13 protein-coding genes are annotated in these 14,784 nt (G+C 67.5%); 10 read left to right on the forward strand and 3 right to left on the reverse strand.

Translation table 11 applies throughout. The features are described from left to right. Nucleotides 1-251 precede the first annotated feature (251 nt). From lpxD to AC1VXD_RS01660, 7 genes are all read left to right on the forward strand, one after another. The gene (gene lpxD / locus AC1VXD_RS01630) at nucleotides 252-1,274 is read left to right on the forward strand and encodes a UDP-3-O-(3-hydroxymyristoyl)glucosamine N-acyltransferase (protein WP_108768299.1); all 1,023 of its coding nucleotides are present in this window, start codon (nucleotides 252-254) and stop codon (nucleotides 1,272-1,274) included. Then, complete coding sequence (fabZ, locus tag AC1VXD_RS01635; RefSeq protein ID WP_150454913.1) at nucleotides 1,271-1,726, forward strand: 3-hydroxyacyl-ACP dehydratase FabZ; 456 nt, start codon at nucleotides 1,271-1,273, stop codon at nucleotides 1,724-1,726. The genes lpxD and fabZ overlap by 4 nt, the downstream gene beginning before the upstream one ends. A gap of 19 nt (nucleotides 1,727-1,745) precedes the next feature. Next, complete coding sequence (gene lpxA, locus AC1VXD_RS01640; protein WP_482990537.1) at nucleotides 1,746-2,537, forward strand: acyl-ACP--UDP-N-acetylglucosamine O-acyltransferase; 792 nt, start codon at nucleotides 1,746-1,748, stop codon at nucleotides 2,535-2,537. Continuing rightward, nucleotides 2,534-3,793: a lipid-A-disaccharide synthase gene (gene lpxB, locus AC1VXD_RS01645; RefSeq protein ID WP_482990538.1), complete on the forward strand. Its 1,260-nt coding sequence runs from the start codon at nucleotides 2,534-2,536 to the stop codon at nucleotides 3,791-3,793. Before lpxA ends, lpxB begins: the two co-directional genes overlap by 4 nt. Beyond that, nucleotides 3,790-4,461, forward strand: a complete 672-nt coding sequence (locus AC1VXD_RS01650) for a ribonuclease HII (RefSeq protein WP_482990539.1) — start codon at nucleotides 3,790-3,792, stop codon at nucleotides 4,459-4,461. The genes lpxB and AC1VXD_RS01650 overlap by 4 nt, the downstream gene beginning before the upstream one ends. Nucleotides 4,462-4,658: 197 nt before the next feature. Next, nucleotides 4,659-8,258 (forward strand): DNA polymerase III subunit alpha, encoded by a 3,600-nt coding sequence (gene dnaE, locus AC1VXD_RS01655; protein ID WP_482990540.1) that lies wholly within the window; start codon nucleotides 4,659-4,661, stop codon nucleotides 8,256-8,258. Nucleotides 8,259-8,389: 131 nt separating this feature from the next. Then, nucleotides 8,390-9,349 carry an acetyl-CoA carboxylase carboxyltransferase subunit alpha gene (locus AC1VXD_RS01660; RefSeq protein WP_482990541.1) on the forward strand — a complete coding sequence of 320 codons (960 nt, stop codon included), beginning with the start codon at nucleotides 8,390-8,392 and terminating at the stop codon, nucleotides 9,347-9,349. A 107-nt stretch (nucleotides 9,350-9,456) separates the two neighbouring features. Here AC1VXD_RS01660 and AC1VXD_RS01665 read toward each other — a convergent pair whose 3' ends face one another. Continuing rightward, a complete protein-coding gene (locus AC1VXD_RS01665; RefSeq protein ID WP_482990542.1) occupies nucleotides 9,457-9,912 on the reverse strand; it encodes a CopD family protein in 456 nt (151 codons plus the stop codon). 143 nt (nucleotides 9,913-10,055) lie between these two features. Here AC1VXD_RS01665 and AC1VXD_RS01670 point away from each other — a divergent pair, with 143 nt between their 5' ends. Further along, complete coding sequence (locus tag AC1VXD_RS01670; protein WP_482990543.1) at nucleotides 10,056-10,646, forward strand: class I SAM-dependent DNA methyltransferase; 591 nt, start codon at nucleotides 10,056-10,058, stop codon at nucleotides 10,644-10,646. A gap of 93 nt (nucleotides 10,647-10,739) precedes the next feature. Beyond that, a complete protein-coding gene (locus AC1VXD_RS01675; protein ID WP_116864359.1) occupies nucleotides 10,740-12,047 on the forward strand; it encodes a polyhydroxyalkanoate depolymerase in 1,308 nt (435 codons plus the stop codon). A gap of 192 nt (nucleotides 12,048-12,239) precedes the next feature. On the opposite strand, the gene AC1VXD_RS01680 is transcribed toward AC1VXD_RS01675, so the two are convergent. Next, a complete protein-coding gene (locus AC1VXD_RS01680; RefSeq protein ID WP_482990544.1) occupies nucleotides 12,240-13,217 on the reverse strand; it encodes a sensor domain-containing protein in 978 nt (325 codons plus the stop codon). Further along, the gene (locus AC1VXD_RS01685) at nucleotides 13,214-13,579 is read right to left on the reverse strand and encodes a PadR family transcriptional regulator (protein WP_116864361.1); all 366 of its coding nucleotides are present in this window, start codon (nucleotides 13,577-13,579) and stop codon (nucleotides 13,214-13,216) included. The genes AC1VXD_RS01680 and AC1VXD_RS01685 overlap by 4 nt, the downstream gene beginning before the upstream one ends. Nucleotides 13,580-13,715: 136 nt before the next feature. On the opposite strand from AC1VXD_RS01685, the gene AC1VXD_RS01690 reads away from it, so the two are divergent. Beyond that, on the forward strand, nucleotides 13,716-14,615 hold the full coding sequence (locus AC1VXD_RS01690) for a peptidylprolyl isomerase (protein ID WP_482990545.1): 900 nt from the start codon (nucleotides 13,716-13,718) through the stop codon (nucleotides 14,613-14,615). Nucleotides 14,616-14,784 lie beyond the last annotated feature (169 nt).

Raw genomic sequence — 14,784 nt, forward strand, 5'->3', positions numbered from 1 at the left:
CGTTCACACGCGGTGAGCCCAGCATGGCTCGGCTGCAGAAGCTTCGAATGCTGGCCGCCTTCAGGGACGTGTCCAGAGGCGGCGGGTGGCCCTGGGCAGGACCGTTGGCGCCATGGATGGCGCCATCGAGCACCATGGAGGGGATTTTGCGTGTCCTGACCAGGGCCACCCGCCGCCTCCACCCGGTAGCAGGAAGGCGCCGTGGAACCGCGCCGCATGACCGGACTGGCTCCACACGTTAAACTCCCGCCGTGAATACTCCTACCTACACCGCCCAGCAACTCGCCGATCAGTTCGGCCTGCAGGTCCATGGCGATCCCGCCACCGCCATCCGTGGCGTGGCCACCCTCGCCCATGCCGGTGCCGGCCAGCTGACCTTCCTTGCCAACCCGCGCTACCGCGCGCAGCTGGCCGACAGCCAGGCCTCGCTGGTGGTCCTGCGTGCCGAAGACGCCGAGGCCGCCCCCGGCGCCGCGCTCGTCGCGAAGGATCCCTACACCACATTCGCCAAGATCGCCGCACTGTTCGACGTCGCGCCGGTGCGTGAGCCGGGCATCCACCCCAGCGCGGTCATCGACCCGCAGGCCCAGGTGGCCGCCAGCGCCCACATCGGCCCGTTCGTCACCATCGGTGCGCGCAGCGTGGTCGGCGAAAACTGCATCATCGGCGCCGGCAGCATCATCGGCGAAGACTGCACCCTCGACAGTGGCTGCGAACTGATTGCCCGCGTCACCCTGGTCACCCGCGTGAAGCTCGGCAAGCGCGTGCGCATCCATCCCGGTGCCGTGCTCGGCGCCGATGGCTTCGGCCTGGCGATGGACGCCGGCAAGTGGATCAAGGTGCCGCAGCTGGGTGGCGTGCGCATCGGCGACGACTGTGAGATCGGCGCCAATACCTGCGTCGACCGCGGTGCGCTGGAAGACACCGTGCTGGCCGAAGACGTACGCCTGGACAACCTGGTGCAGATCGCGCACAACGTGCAGATCGGCGCCCACTCGGCCATCGCCGGCTGCACCGGCATCGCCGGCAGCGCCAAGATCGGCCGTTACTGCCTGCTCGGCGGCGCCGTTGGTGTCGTCGGCCACCTGGAAATCTGCGACAAGGTCGTGATCACCGGTAAATCGGTGGTCCGCAACTCCATCACCGAGCCGGGCGAGTACTCGTCCGGAACGCCCCTGACCGACAACCGCACGTGGCGCAAGAACGCCGCGCGCTTCAAGCAGCTCGATGCACTGGCCCGTCGCATCCTGTCTGTGAGCAAGGAGAAAGAATGAGCCAGCCCCAGACCCTGCCGGACATGGCACAGATCCAGACGCTGCTGCCGCACCGCTACCCGTTCCTGCTGGTCGACAAGGTTCTGTCGATCGACTACGAAGCGCGCAGGATCGTCGCCACCAAGAATGTCAGCATCAACGAGCCGTTCTTCCAGGGCCACTTCCCCAACCAGCCGATCATGCCGGGCGTGCTGATCATCGAAGCCATGGCCCAGGCCGGCGGCGTACTGACCCAGCTCACCCTGGGCCGCGATTCGCAGTCCAAGCTGTTCTACATGGTCAAGGTCGACAAGGCCCGCTTCACCAAGCAGGTGGTGCCGGGCGACGTGCTGGAAATGCACGTCGAGATCAAGCGCGTGATCCGCAACATGGCCGTGTATGACTGCGTGGCCAAGGTCGATGGTGAAGTGGTCGCCTGCGCCGAGGTGCTGTGCGCCGGCACCCGCGAATGACCCTGCACGGAGGAACGAGATGACCGATAGCGCTCCCCTGATCCATCCCACCGCGGTGATCGATCCGTCGGCTCGACTGGCCGACAACGTCCGCGTGGGCGCGTTCACGATCATCGGGCCCGACGTCGAGATCGGCGCCGGCACCGAGGTCGGTCCGCACTGCAGCATCCACGGCCCGACCCGGATCGGCCGCGACAACCGCTTCATCGGCCACGTCGCGGTCGGCGGCGAGCCGCAGGACAAGAAGTTCGCCGGTGAACGCACCGAACTGGTGATCGGCGACCGCAACGTGTTCCGCGAGTTCGTCACCCTCAACCGCGGCACCGGCGGCGGCGGTGGCATCACCACCATCGGCAACGACAACTGGATGCTGGCGTACACGCACGTGGCCCACGACTGCCACGTCGGCAACTTCTGCGTGTTCTCCAACAACACCACCCTGGCCGGGCATGTAACCGTCGGCGACTACGTGATCATCAGCGGCTTCGCCGGTGCCCACCAGTTCTGCCGCATCGGTGCCCACGCCTTCCTTGGCATGGGCGCGCTGACCAACGGCGATGTCCCGCCGTTCACCATGGTCGGCACCGATTCGCTGGGCCGCCCGCGCGGCATCAACAGCGAAGGCCTGAAGCGCCGCGGCTTCGATGCCGAGCGCATCACCGCCATCAAGCGCGCCTACCGCACTCTGTATGTGGCCGGCCTGCCGCTGGCCGAAGCCAAGCAGCAGCTGGCCGAGCAGGCCCAGGCCAGCGATGACGTCCGCTCGATGCTGGACTTCATCGAGCACACCGAGAGGCACCTGCTGCGATGAGCAGCACGACCGGCCAGGCGCCGGCCGGCGCTGACGTCATTCCGCTGGCCTCGATGGCCGGCAGCGTGCCGGCGCAGCGGGTGCTCAGCGAGCGCCCGTTGCGGATCGCGCTGGTGGCGGGCGAAGCCTCCGGCGACCTGCTCGGTGCGGGCCTGGTGCGTGAGCTGAAGGCCCGCTTCCCGCGTGCCGAGTTCGCCGGCATCGGCGGCGATGCCATGCGCACCGCCGGCTGCCAGACCTGGCACGACGCCAGCGAGCTGGCGGTGATGGGCCTGACCGAAGTGCTGCGCCACCTGCCGCGCCTGCTCAAGCTGCGCTCGGCGTTCCGCGAGCGTGCGCTGGAATGGCAGCCGGATGTGTTCATCGGCATCGACGCCCCGGATTTCAACCTGGGCATCGAGCGCTGGCTGAAGCAGCGCGGCATTCCCACTGTGCACTACGTCAGCCCCTCGGTCTGGGCCTGGCGCGAGAAGCGCGCGGAGAAGATCGGCAGCAGTGCCGACCTGGTGCTGTGCCTGTTCCCGATGGAACCGCCGATCTACGCAAAGCACGGCATCGACGCGCGCTTTGTCGGCCACCCGATGGCCGATGACATTCCGCTGCACGGTGACCGCGACGCAGCCCGCGCCGCGCTCGGCCTGCCCGCTTCGGCCAAGGTGCTGGCGGTGCTGCCGGGCAGCCGCCTGGGCGAGATCTCGCGCCTAGGCGAACCGTTCTTTGAAGCCGCCTGGCAGGTCTCCGAACGCATCCCCGGCCTGCACGTGGTGGTGCCGGCGGCCAACGCCGCCTGCCGCCGCCTGATCGAGGAACAGCTGTCGCGCTCGGCGTTGCCGGTGGCGTACTCGCACGTGCTCGATGGCCAGGCGCGTACGGCGCTGATCGCCGCCGACGTGGTGGTGCTGGCCTCCGGCACGGCCACCCTGGAGGCGATGCTGGTAAAGCGGCCGATGGTGGTCGGCTACCGGGTCAACGAACTGACCTACCGCCTGGTGAAGGCGCTGGGGCTGATCAAGGTCGACCGCTTCGCCCTGCCCAACATCCTCGCTGCACAGGATCTTGCCCCGGAACTGATGCAGCACGACTGCACGCCGGACAAGCTGGCCGCGGCCATCCAGCAGTGGTTCGACCACCCGCAGCGCACCGCCGACCTGCAGGGCACCTACGAGCGCCTGCACGAACGCCTGCGCCGCAATGCCTCCGCGCGTGCCGCCGACGCGGTGGGCGAGCTGCTGATGCGCAACCAGGAAACCGCATGAGCCGTCGCGCTGCCGCTGCGGCCAGCCTGGCCCTGTTCGACGGCGCGGCAGTGGTCGAGCCCGAACGTCTGGTGGCCGGCGTCGACGAGGCCGGCCGCGGGCCCTTGGCCGGCCCGGTGGCCGTGGCCGCCGTGGTGTTCGACCCGGCGCGGCCGCGCATCAACGGCCTGGACGATTCCAAGCAGCTGACGGCGGCGCGCCGCGAGCAGCTGCACGACCGCATCATCGAACGCGCGCTGGCCTGGAAAGTGGTGCTGGTGGACGTGAACGCCATCGACCGCTTGAACATCTACCAGGCCACCCTGCAGGGCATGCGCGATGTGGTGGCGGCCGTGGCCCACGTGGCCGGCTTCGCCCGCATCGACGGCAACGTCGTGCCCAAGGGCCTGGTGCTGCCGGCGCAGGCGCTGGTCGGCGGTGATGGCATCGACCGGGCGATCATGGCCGCCTCGATCCTGGCCAAGGTCTCGCGCGACCGTTACATGCAGGAACTGCATGTGCGGCACCCGCAGTACGGCTTCGATCAGCACAAGGGCTACGGCACCCCGGCCCACCTGGCCGCGCTGCGCGCACACGGCCCCTGCGTCGAGCATCGCCGCAGCTTCGCCCCGGTGCGTGAATGCCTGGCAGTGCCGCAGGTCGTGGCCGCCGACATCGCGATTGCCTGAACAACCGCCGCCGGGCATGGCCCGGCGCTCCCATGAACGCGTGAACGCACCGGCGGCAATCGCGCAATCGCCGTACCGTCAAGCCTTGTCGCCACCCCCTGCCCTCGCTACCCTGACCGGGCACTCCAGCGCTTCCCGACCCCGGCGACGATTCCCCCGTCAGCACCCGGGGCCCGCGCGCTCCAACCTGGTCCGGCATGTCCAACTCCCGCTTCGTACATCTCCACGTCCACACCGAGTTCTCGCTGGCGGACTCGACCATCCGCGTGCCGGCCAAACCGGACCAGGCGGACCCGAAAAAGGCCAAGCAGGCCAACCTGCTGTCGCGCTCGGTCGAACTTGACCTGCCCGCGCTGGCGGTGACCGACCTGAACAACCTGTTCGCCCTGGTCAAGTTCTACAAGGCCGCCGAAGGCGTGGGCATCAAGCCCATTGCCGGCGCCGACGTGATGATCGCCGAGGAAGGCCAGGACCCGTGGCGGATGACCCTGCTGTGCCGCGACCGCGAGGGCTACCTGAGCCTGTCACGGCTGCTGACCCGTGCCTGGATGGAAGGCCACCGCCCCGAAGGCGGCGTCGCCATCCACCCGGACTGGCTGAAGGCCGGCAACGCCAACCTGTTCGCCCTGGCCGGCCGTGACAGCCTGGCCGGTCGCCTGGCACTGGACGGCAAGCACGATCTGGCCGAGCAGCAACTGGCCGACTGGCAGCGCGCGTTCGGCGATGGCCTGCACCTGGAGCTGACCCGCACCGGCCGCGATGGCGAGGAAACCTTCAACCGCTTCGCGCTGATGGCGGCCGGCCAGCGCGGCCTGCCGGTGGTGGCCAGCAATGACGTGCGCTTCCTGGCGCCGACCGATTTCAGCGCGCACGAAGCACGCGTGTGCATTTCCACCGGCCGCGTGCTTGACGATCCCAAGCGCCCACGCGAGTACAGCGACCAGCAGTACCTGAAGTCGGCCGAGGAGATGTGCGCGCTGTTCGCCGACATCCCCGATGCGATCGACAACACGCTGGCGCTGGCCGAGCGCTGCAACATCGAGATGCGGCTGGGCACTTACTTCCTGCCCAACTACCCGGTGCCCGACGACGAAACCCTGGACACCTGGATCCAGAAAATGTCGCGCGATGGTCTGGAAGAGCGCCTGCAGAAGAACCCGCTGGCGCCGGGCAAGACCCGCGAAGAGTATTTCGAACGCCTGGAGTTCGAGCTCAACACCATCATCAAGATGGGCTTCCCGGGCTACTTCCTGATCGTTGCCGACTTCATCCAGTGGGGCAAGAACCAGGGCATCCCGATCGGCCCGGGCCGTGGTTCGGGTGCCGGTTCGCTGGTGGCGTGGGCGCTGAAGATCACCGATCTGGATCCGCTGCCGTACAACCTGCTGTTCGAGCGCTTCCTGAACCCGGAACGCGTGTCGATGCCCGACTTCGACATCGACTTCTGCATGGACCGCCGCGACGAGGTGATCGACTACGTCGCGCGCAAGTACGGCCGCGAACGCGTCAGCCAGATCATCACCTACGGCACCATGGCCGCCAAGGCGGTGGTGCGTGATTCCGGCCGCGTGCTGGGCTTCCCGTACGGCCTGGTGGACGGCGTTTCCAAGCTGATCCCGAACATCCTCGGCATCCACCTGAAGGATGCGCTGGGCAGGGGCAAGGAAGGCCCGAGCTCGGAAATGGCGTCGGCCGAACTGATCCAGCGCTACGAGAGCGAGGACGATGTCCGCGACCTGATCGACCTGGCGCTGCAGCTGGAAGACCTGACCCGCAACGCCGGCAAGCATGCCGGTGGCGTGGTGATCGGGCCCGAGCCGCTGAGCGAGTTCTGCCCGCTGTACGCCGAACACGATGAAAACGGCCTGGGCAAGAACCCGGTCACCCAGTTCGACAAGAACGACGTGGAAGAAGTCGGCCTGGTGAAGTTCGACTTCCTCGGCCTGCGCACGCTGACGATCATCGACTGGGCGGTAAAGGCGATCAACAAGCGCCACGAGCGCGCCGGCATCCCGCCGGTGGATATCGCCGCGATCCCGCTGGACGATGCGCCCACCTACAAGGACATCTTCGCCAACGGCAATACTGGTGCGGTGTTCCAGTTCGAATCCTCGGGCATGCGCCGCCTGCTGAAGGACGCGCGCCCCGACCGCTTCGAAGACCTCATCGCGCTGGTGTCGCTGTACCGACCCGGCCCGATGGACCTGATTCCTTCCTTCAACGCGCGTAAGCACGGCCAGGAAGAGATCATCTATCCCGATCCGCGCACCGAAGCGATCCTGAAAGACACCTACGGCATCATGGTGTACCAGGAGCAGGTGATGCAGATGGCGCAGATCGTCGGCGGCTACTCGCTGGGCGGCGCCGACCTGCTGCGCCGTGCGATGGGCAAGAAGGTACCGGCCGAAATGGCCAAGCACCGCGAGATCTTCCGCGAGGGTGCGGCCAAGGACGGCGTCGACGAAGCCAAGGCCGATGCGATCTTCGACCTGATGGAGAAGTTCGCCGGCTACGGCTTCAACAAGTCGCACGCCGCCGCCTACGCGCTTGTCAGCTACCAGACCGCCTGGCTCAAGCGCCATTACCCGGCCGAGTTCATGGCGGCCACGCTGTCCTCGGACCTGGACAATACCGAAAAGGTGGTCGGCTTCCTGGACGAGGTGCGCAACCTGGGCCTGACCGTGCTGCCGCCGAAGGTGAACCACTCTGCCTTCATGTTCGAAGCCGTCACGCCGGACACCATCCAGTACGGCCTGGGCGCGATCAAGGGCGTCGGCCAGGGTGCCTGCGAAGCGGTGGTGGACGAGCGCCTGAAGGGCGGCGACTACAAGGACCTGCTCGACTTCTGCACCCGCGTCGGTTCGGCCAAGCTCAACCGCCGCACGCTGGAAGCGATGATCAACTGCGGCGCGCTGGACGAGCTGGGCCATAACCGTGCCTCGCTGATGCTGCAGCTGCCGGAGGTGATCAAGGCCACCGAGCAGATGGCGCGCGAGCGTGCCTCGGGCCAGAACTCGCTGTTCGGCGGCCCCGACCCGAGCGCGGTGACCATCCAGCTGGACCTGGTCGAAGCCGAGGAATGGCCGCTGCTGCAGCGCCTGAACGGCGAGCGCGACACGCTGGGCTTCTACCTCAGCGGCCATCCGTTCGACCCGTGGCGCGACGATGTGCGCGATCTGGTCGGCAACGACCTGGGCTCGGTCGAGAAGATCTGGAGTTCCAGCAACAGCGGTGGCGGCGGTGGCAACGGCGGCGAGAAGCGCTGGCGCCCGGAAGTGCCGACCGTGCTGGCCGGCCAGGTGGTCGGCGTGCGCCGCAAGGGCGAAAGCCAGATCTTCATCCAGCTCGAGGATGGCCGCGGCCGCGTCGAGTGCAGCGCGTTCTCCGATGCCATGGCCGAGTTCGGCCACCTGATGACCAAGGACCGCATCCTGGTGGTCAAGGGCGGCCTGCGCGAGGATGAGTTCAACGGTGGCTATGCGCTGCGCATCCGCCAGTGCTGGGACTTCGATGAGGTCTGCGCCAACTACGCCACGCGCCTGTCGCTGCGCCTGGACCTGCGCCAGCAGCGCCCGGTCTGGGAGCGCGTCAATGCCCTGCTCGACCGCCATCGCCCCGGGCGCACGCCGCTGCGCCTGGACTTGCTGCTGAAGGGTCCGCAGGGCGGCGTGGCCGGCATGCTCGACGTGTCCGGGCAGAGCGCGGTGCGCATCGACTCCAAGCTGATGGAGGCGCTGCGCGCCGACCCGGCCGTGCGCACGCTGAAAGTGCGCTACAGCCCGCCGTGGGCCAACTGAGGCTGGCCCCCGCCCCAGTCTGACTGGCGCCCCCTGCCCGGCTGGGGTACCGTCGCCTTCCAGACGAAGGCGTACGGGCCATTGCTGCGCATTCGGCTAGAATTCCCCTCTTCTTTACACGACGGCTTCCGATGAATCCGAACTACCTCGACTTCGAGCAACCCATCGCCGACCTGGAAGCCAAGATCCAGGAACTGCGCAACGCCAGTGCCGGACCGGCGGTCAATGTCGAGGCCGAGGTTCACGCCCTGCAGGACAAGCTGCGCCTGCGCACCGCGCAGATCTTCCGCAACCTGACCTCGTGGCAGGTGCTGCAGCTGGCCCGCCACCCGTCGCGCCCGTACACCGCCGATTACCTGCGCATCATCTTCGATGAATTCCAGGAACTGGCCGGTGACCGCGCCTTCGCCGACGACAAGGCCATCATGGGTGGCCTGGCCCGCATCAACGGCCGTTCGGTGATGGTGATCGGCCACCAGAAGGGCCGCGATACCAAGGAAAAGATCAAGCGCAACTTCGGCATGCCCAAGCCGGAGGGCTACCGCAAGGCCCTGCGCCTGATGAAGATGGCCGAGCGTTTCGGCCTGCCGGTGCTGACCCTGATCGACACCGCCGGCGCCTGGCCGGGCATCGACGCCGAATCGCGCGGCCAGTCCGAAGCGATCGCCCGCAACCTGATGGAAATGGCCGAGCTGAAGGTGCCGATCATCTGCACCGTCATCGGTGAAGGCGGTTCCGGCGGCGCGCTGGCCCTGGGCGTGGGCGACCGCACCGTGATGCTGGAATACGCGGTGTACTCGACCATCACCCCGGAAGGCTGCGCCTCGATCCTGTGGAAGGACGCGGGCAAGGCCAAGGACGCCGCCGAACAGCTGGGCCTGACCGCCCCGCGCCTGAAGGGCCTGGGCCTGGTCGACAAGGTCGTGCGCGAGCCGACCGGTGGCGCCCACCGCAACCCGACCCAGATGGGCAAGCGACTGAAGGCCGTGCTGCTGAACGAGCTGGAAGCGCTGGACAAGCTGTCCACCGAACAGCTGCTCGAACAGCGCTACACGCGCCTGCGCAGCTACGGCACCTACGAAGCCGCATAAGCCCGGTAGTGCCGGCCGCTGGCCGGCAACATGCAGGTGCTGGCAGAAACAAAAGAGCCGGGCGGATGCCCGGCTCTTTTCGTTTGCGCGTTGACGGCATCCATGCCTCAGAACGGCTTGGCCAGCACCAGCCAGACAATCGGAATGAAGGCCAGCAGCGGGATCTCGTTGATCCAGCGCAGTGCGCGCGAGGACGGCAGCGCGCGGCCCTTGGCCACACCCTTCAGCAGGCGCCCGGTCCAGATGAAATACACCAGCAGCATCACCACCAGGCCCAGCTTGGCGTGCAGCCAGCCGGCGCCAGCGGGCGCGACCATGGTCGGGAAAGCGGGGATGACCTTGTAGCCCAGCCACAGCACCAGGCCAAGCACGAAGGCCAGCCCGAACATCGAATGGCCGAAGCGGTACAGGCGCAGGCCCATCAGCTGCAGGCGCTCGCCCACCGCTGGCTGGCCCGCGGTCTCTGCCAGGTTCACCAGGATGCGCGGCAGGTAGAACACGGTTGCCATCCAGGCCACCACGAACACGATGTGGAAGGTCTTGACCCAGTAATAGCTCTGCATGCGCTCGCTCCAACGGCTGGCGTGAATGGGCGCCCATTGTCGCAGTAGAGCCACCCCATGGGTGGTTGCCGCGGCCAATCGACGCACCACGGCCGCGACGCCGTACGATAGGCGCCGTTTTCACCCTCTACGTGCCCTGCCCCATGGACAAGACCTACGACGCCGCCTATTTCCAACGCTGGTACCGCCGTGCCGACATCGGCGGCAGCGCGCGCCTTGCGCGCAAGGTCGCCCTGGCAGTAGCCACCGCCGAGTACTACCTGGAGCGGCCGGTGCGCAGCGTGCTCGACATCGGCTGCGGCGAAGGCGCCTGGCGCGCGCCACTGCTGAAGCTGCGTCCGAAGGTCCAATACCTTGGCTTTGACAGCAGCGAGTACGCTGTGCGCCGTTACGGACGTACCCGCAACCTGCACATGGCCAGCTTCGGCGATTTCGCCTGGCTGCGGCCCTGCGCCCCGGTCGACCTGCTGGTGTGTTCGGACGTGATGCACTACGTGCCCGACCGCGAGCTGCGTGCCGGCTTGGCCGGCGTGGCCGAGCTGACCGGCGGCGTGGCCTTCCTGGAGACCTTTGCGGCCGAGGACGAGTTCGATGGCGATCACGAGGGCTTCCAACCCCGGCCGGCGCGCTGGTACCGCCGCGAGCTGGGCCGCCAGGGCCTGCAGGCCATCGGTTCACACCTGTGGCTGGGTCCCGGCCTGGCCGACGAGGCCGCCGCGCTGGAAAAGGTGTGAATCCGGATTCATTATTTTCGCCCCACTTAACCTGCGGGACACCCGGATGGGATATGCTGCGCGGCAACATATGACCATACATATTCGGTCGTCATGCTCTATCAACTACACGAACTGACCCGCAACCTGCTCGCCCCCTGGGTGCACCAGGCCCAGGCCAACGCCAGATTCTTCGCCAACCAGGGCCACTGGTGGTCGCAGATGCCGGGCGCTGATCGCCTGGCGGCGGTCAATGAGCTCTTCCATCGCATCGGCAAGGATTACGAGAAGCCCGAATGGGGCATCAACGAAATCGAGGTCGAAGGCGAGCGCGTGCCGATCGTCGTGCACGAGGAAGTGAGCAAGCCGTTCTGCAAGCTGCTGCGCTTCAAGCGCCACAGCAACGAAGCCGATCAGCTGCACACCATGCTGAACCAGCCGTTCGTGCTGGTGGTGGCGCCGCTGTCGGGCCACCACGCCACGCTGCTGCGCGATACCGTGCGCACGCTGCTGCGCGACCATCGCGTGTACGTGACCGACTGGGTGGACGCGCGCATGGTGCCGGCCAGCGAAGGTGAGTTCGGCCTGGACGATTACATCGCCTACATCCAGGAATTCATCCGCCACCTCGGCGTCGAGCGCCTGCACGTGGTGAGCGTGTGCCAGCCGACCGTGCCGGTGCTGGCCGCGGTTTCGCTGATGGCCAGCCGTGGCGAGCCGACCCCGCGCACGCTGGTGATGATGGGTGGCCCGATCGATGCGCGCTGCAGCCCCACTGCAGTGAACAACCTGGCCACGCAGAACCCGCTGTCGTGGTTCGAGAACAACGTCATCCACACCGTGCCGGCCAGCTACCCCGGCGCCGGCCGCCGCGTGTATCCGGGCTTCCTGCAGCACGCAGGCTTCCTGTCGATGAACCCCAGCCGCCACTTCAGTTCGCACTGGGATTTCTACACCGACCTGGTCAAGGGCGATCTGGAAGACGCCGACGCGCACCGCAATTTCTATGACGAGTACAACGCCGTGCTGGACATGCCGGCCAAGTACTATCTGGATACCATTTCGGTGGTGTTCCAGGACTTCCTGCTGCCGCGTGGCGAGTGGGTCGTCAACGGCGAGAAGGTCGACCCGTCGGCCATCCGCGATACCGCCCTGCTGAGCATCGAAGGCGAGCTGGATGACATCGCCGGCCTCGGCCAGACCGAAGCGGCGCAGGCGCTGTGCACCGGCATCGCGGCCGACCGCCGCGAGCACTTCATCGTCGAAGGCGCCGGCCACTACGGCATCTTCAGCGGCCGCCGCTGGCGCGAAGTGGTGTACCCGAAGGTGCGCGATTTCTTCGCCGCCCATGCCGAAGCACCGGCCGCCAAGGCCACGAAGAAGAAGAGCAACGTCACCCCGTTGCGGCGCAAGGCGGGCTGATTCCCGGCAGGGGTCGGATCCCTTTCCAACGGAAAGGGCTCTGACCCCAGCATGATGGGATCCGGGGTCAGAGCCTGGCCTGCTCCCGGTAGAGGCCAACCTTGGTTGGCGCTCTTCCGTGAACCCCGATGCCGGCGGCATCGTGCCAACCAAGGTTGGCACCTACCACTGCAGGATCCGACCCCTCTGCGGTTACAGCCGCACCAGCAGGTTCTTGGCCAGCAGACCATGCAGCTTGCCGATGCCACGGGCCAGGTGCATCGTCACCAGCAGCAGCAGCGCGCCCACCACCGCCAGCACCGGCGTGAACGCCAGCGGCAGCACGTTGGTGCCATCGATGTAGATGCTCGGCGCGGTCGAGTCGAACAGCGCCGCCACCGGCGACCAGATGAAGGCCAGCGACACCGTCAGCAGGGTCACCGCGATGGTGAAGTAGACGATGCCCAGCGGCAGCATCAGCAGGAAGTACAGCAGCGTCAGCCAGGTGCGGCCATCGGTGAACATGTCGCCGATGCGCTGCAGCCAGGTACGGCTGCGGTCGGTGTACTGCGGCCGGCGCGGCATGCGCTCGCCCAGCAGCGCTTCCACCAGCCGCCCTTCCAGCAGCGCCAGCCCGCGCACCGAACCGAAGAACAGCACCGTCAGCGGAATGCCGATGATCAGGATCATCAGGCCCAGCGACAGCGACAGTCCGGTCACCACCCAGGTGAAGAAGAAGGTGCCCGTGGCCAGCGACAGCAGCATGTAGAACAGTGCGCCGTAGGTGTGCGGATCCATCACCACGCCGAAGAAGCGTGCCGCCAGCGAACGCTGCACCGGTGCGGGTGTCGGCGCGGCCGGTGCCACGCCGCTGGCTTCGGCGGCGGCGCGCAGCACCGGGCGGGTGTCGGCACGCGGCGTGCGCAGCGCGCGGTTCACGGTCACCTCGGTTTCGCGATAGATCTCGGCCACTTCCTCCGGCGCGCCATAGCTGCTGGCGACATCGGCGATCACCTCGGCCTCGCTGCGGCCCGGCTGCGCGGCCAGTTCGGAACGCAGGTATTCCTCGGCGTCGTACAGGGCGTCCTGCACCATCGCCGCGTCGGCGCCCTGCAGCGCGGCGCGCAGCTGTGCCAGGTACTGCGCGATCGTGGTGGGCAGGCCACTGCCTGCCAGGTTCTGCTCGTTCATTGCGGTACCCCCTCCAACACGGAATCGACGGAATCGCGGGTGGCCTGCCAGGCCTGGCGCCACTGCGCCAGCACTTCGTGGCCACGTTCATTGATGCGGTAGTAGCGGCGCGGTGGCCCGCTGCTGGACGGCTCGACATGGCTCTCGAGCAGGCCGGCGCCCTCCAGGTTGCGCAGCACCGGGTACAGCGCGCTCTGCTTGCCACTCAGCACGCCCTCACCCACGCGCTCCAGCTCCTTGGCGATGAGGTACCCGTACAGCGGCTCGCCCGCCCGGGCCAGCACCGCCAGCAGGGCCAGCGACACCGTTCCGGCGCTGAGCTCCTTCTGGAACTTCTTCAGGTGGACGTCGTCCTCGCTCATGACCGGCCCTCCACTATGTTGGAGTCAACAGTAGTGCGAAGTCCGGTATAGCGAATGTGTCGTTAGTCACCCTACAGGTTGGCGTGGGAGAGTCTGTCACGCAGAATCGAAGCCTCGTTCATGTTCCGGGGATTCCATGTCGCACCGCCGTCTCGCCCTGACCGCCCTTGCCCTCGCCTGCCTGCTGCCCGCGCTGGCCAGCGCCGCCACGCCGTACCGCAGCCCGCAGCAGATCCTCGATGTGTCGGCCGCAAGCGACTGGCGCACGCCGGACCCGGCCAACCTGCTGTACATGGACCTGCCGGCCGGACGGGTGATCATCGAGCTGGCGCCGCAGTTCGCCCCGCGCCATGTCGCCAACATCCAGACCTTGGCCCACGAGCACTTCTGGGACGGCACCAGCATCTACCGGTCGCAGGACAACTTCGTGGTGCAGTTCGGCGATGCCGACGCCGATGACGCGGCCAAGGCCAAGCCGTTCGGCAGTGCCGCGCGCAAGCTGCCGGCCGAGTTCGAACGGCCCAGCACCGGCCTGAAGGTGAGCGTGCTGCCCGACCGCGATGGCTGGGCGGCGCAGACCGGGTTCGTCGATGGCTTCCCGGTGGGCCAGGATCCGCAGGCCGGCAAGGCCTGGCTGGCGCACTGCTACGGCATGCTCGGTGCCGGCCGCAGCAACGAGGAAGACAGCAGCATCGGCGCCGAACTGTACGTGGTGACCGGGCAATCGCCGCGCCAGCTGGACCGCAACATCACCGTGGTCGGCCGCGTGTTGAAGGGCATGGAGCTGCTCAGCGCGATTCCGCGCGGGCCGGCGCCGATGGGTTTCTATGAAGACCCGAAGCTGCGAACGCCGATCGTCTCGATCCGCCGCGCCAGCGACGTGCCGGCCGCCGAGCGCACGCCGATCCAGGTGCTGCGCACCGATTCGAAGACCTTCGCCGATACGGTGGAAGCGCGGCGCAACCGCGTGGATGATTTCTACAAGCGCCCGGCCGGGCACATCGACCTGTGCAATGTTCCGGTGCCGGTGAGGTAGCGCCGGGCCATGCCCGGCGGAACGTCAAATGCGGCCGCTGCGCTCGCCGGGCCCGGCCCGGCGCTACCCGAAATGAAGAAGCCGCCTTTCGGCGGCTTCTTCATTACTTCAGCTTGATCTCGCGCAGGCGTTCCTCGAGGAAGCCGTGGGCGGTGATCGGCTCCGGGTA

The organism is Stenotrophomonas sp. STEN054 (assembly GCF_056854535.1).

What these genes read in the sequence shown, in the direction of transcription:
- fabZ (WP_150454913.1), top strand. Translation starts at nt 1,271, where the DNA reads ATGAGCCAGCCCCAGACCCTGCCGGACATGGCACAGATCCAGACGCTG.
- lpxA (WP_482990537.1), top strand. Translation starts at nt 1,746, where the DNA reads ATGACCGATAGCGCTCCCCTGATCCATCCCACCGCGGTGATCGATCCG.
- lpxB (WP_482990538.1), top strand. Translation starts at nt 2,534, where the DNA reads ATGAGCAGCACGACCGGCCAGGCGCCGGCCGGCGCTGACGTCATTCCG.
- AC1VXD_RS01650 (WP_482990539.1), top strand. Translation starts at nt 3,790, where the DNA reads ATGAGCCGTCGCGCTGCCGCTGCGGCCAGCCTGGCCCTGTTCGACGGC.
- dnaE (WP_482990540.1), top strand. Translation starts at nt 4,659, where the DNA reads ATGTCCAACTCCCGCTTCGTACATCTCCACGTCCACACCGAGTTCTCG.
- AC1VXD_RS01660 (WP_482990541.1), top strand. Translation starts at nt 8,390, where the DNA reads ATGAATCCGAACTACCTCGACTTCGAGCAACCCATCGCCGACCTGGAA.
- AC1VXD_RS01665 (WP_482990542.1), bottom strand. Translation starts at nt 9,912, where the DNA reads ATGCAGAGCTATTACTGGGTCAAGACCTTCCACATCGTGTTCGTGGTG.
- AC1VXD_RS01670 (WP_482990543.1), top strand. Translation starts at nt 10,056, where the DNA reads ATGGACAAGACCTACGACGCCGCCTATTTCCAACGCTGGTACCGCCGT.
- AC1VXD_RS01675 (WP_116864359.1), top strand. Translation starts at nt 10,740, where the DNA reads ATGCTCTATCAACTACACGAACTGACCCGCAACCTGCTCGCCCCCTGG.
- AC1VXD_RS01680 (WP_482990544.1), bottom strand. Translation starts at nt 13,217, where the DNA reads ATGAACGAGCAGAACCTGGCAGGCAGTGGCCTGCCCACCACGATCGCG.
- AC1VXD_RS01685 (WP_116864361.1), bottom strand. Translation starts at nt 13,579, where the DNA reads ATGAGCGAGGACGACGTCCACCTGAAGAAGTTCCAGAAGGAGCTCAGC.
- AC1VXD_RS01690 (WP_482990545.1), top strand. Translation starts at nt 13,716, where the DNA reads ATGTCGCACCGCCGTCTCGCCCTGACCGCCCTTGCCCTCGCCTGCCTG.